A 643-nucleotide genomic window follows, 5' to 3' on the forward strand; every position below is an offset into this window, starting at 1 on the left:
TAACCGTCGTACAGCTCAGCCAATCCCGCCATAAAAATATCGGCACGTTGCCATTCTGGAATTTCCGTTAGCGTAAGAAAACGTTCTTTGCACGCAGGCGCAAGGTAGACGTCATCGTGCCACTCATGTTGAGGAGAGGATTGACCGATGACGTATTTGCACAGGTTTTGTCGATTTTCGAACATGTCTTTATGCCTCGGTTGGTTTTATATTCCCCCACAAACTGAGGAGTGACTATGACGAACAATATTGACATCAAAAACCAAACAAATCCTATGTCTGGCGACTTGTTACGTCAGATTATTCGCTTAGGTTTTCCTGTCGCAATCCAAAGCGCGCTTGTCGCGATATTGGCATTGGCTGATGTTCTCATGGTTAGTGACTTTGGTAAAGAAGCGACAGCGGCTGTGGGAATTGCATCAAAATGGCATTTCGTAGCGATCATGATCATGGCCGGTCTAGCCTCTGCCAACGGCACGCTCGTTGCTCAATATTGGGGGCGAAATGATGCCGTCAGTGCCAAAACCGTCACTGGTATCGCCATCCGATTTGGCTTAAAAGTGCTTATCCCAGTGACGTTGATCATCACGCTTGGTAGCGAACTCATCATGCGTTTACAAACCAGCGATACACGAGTGATTGA

1 protein-coding gene and 1 pseudogene are annotated in these 643 nt (G+C 47.1%); one reads left to right on the top strand and one right to left on the bottom strand.

Annotated features, from left to right (window positions below):
• A pseudogene (locus R8N49_RS28000) lies at positions 1-185 on the bottom strand (AraC family transcriptional regulator); the annotation flags it as partial.
• Between the two features lie 90 nt (positions 186-275).
• Here R8N49_RS28000 and R8N49_RS28005 point away from each other — a divergent pair.
• The coding region (locus R8N49_RS28005) for an MATE family efflux transporter (RefSeq protein WP_412034930.1) at positions 276-643 on the top strand (368 nt) is incomplete at its 3' end.

The sequence above is a fragment of the Vibrio sp. 1978 genome (assembly GCF_033344345.1).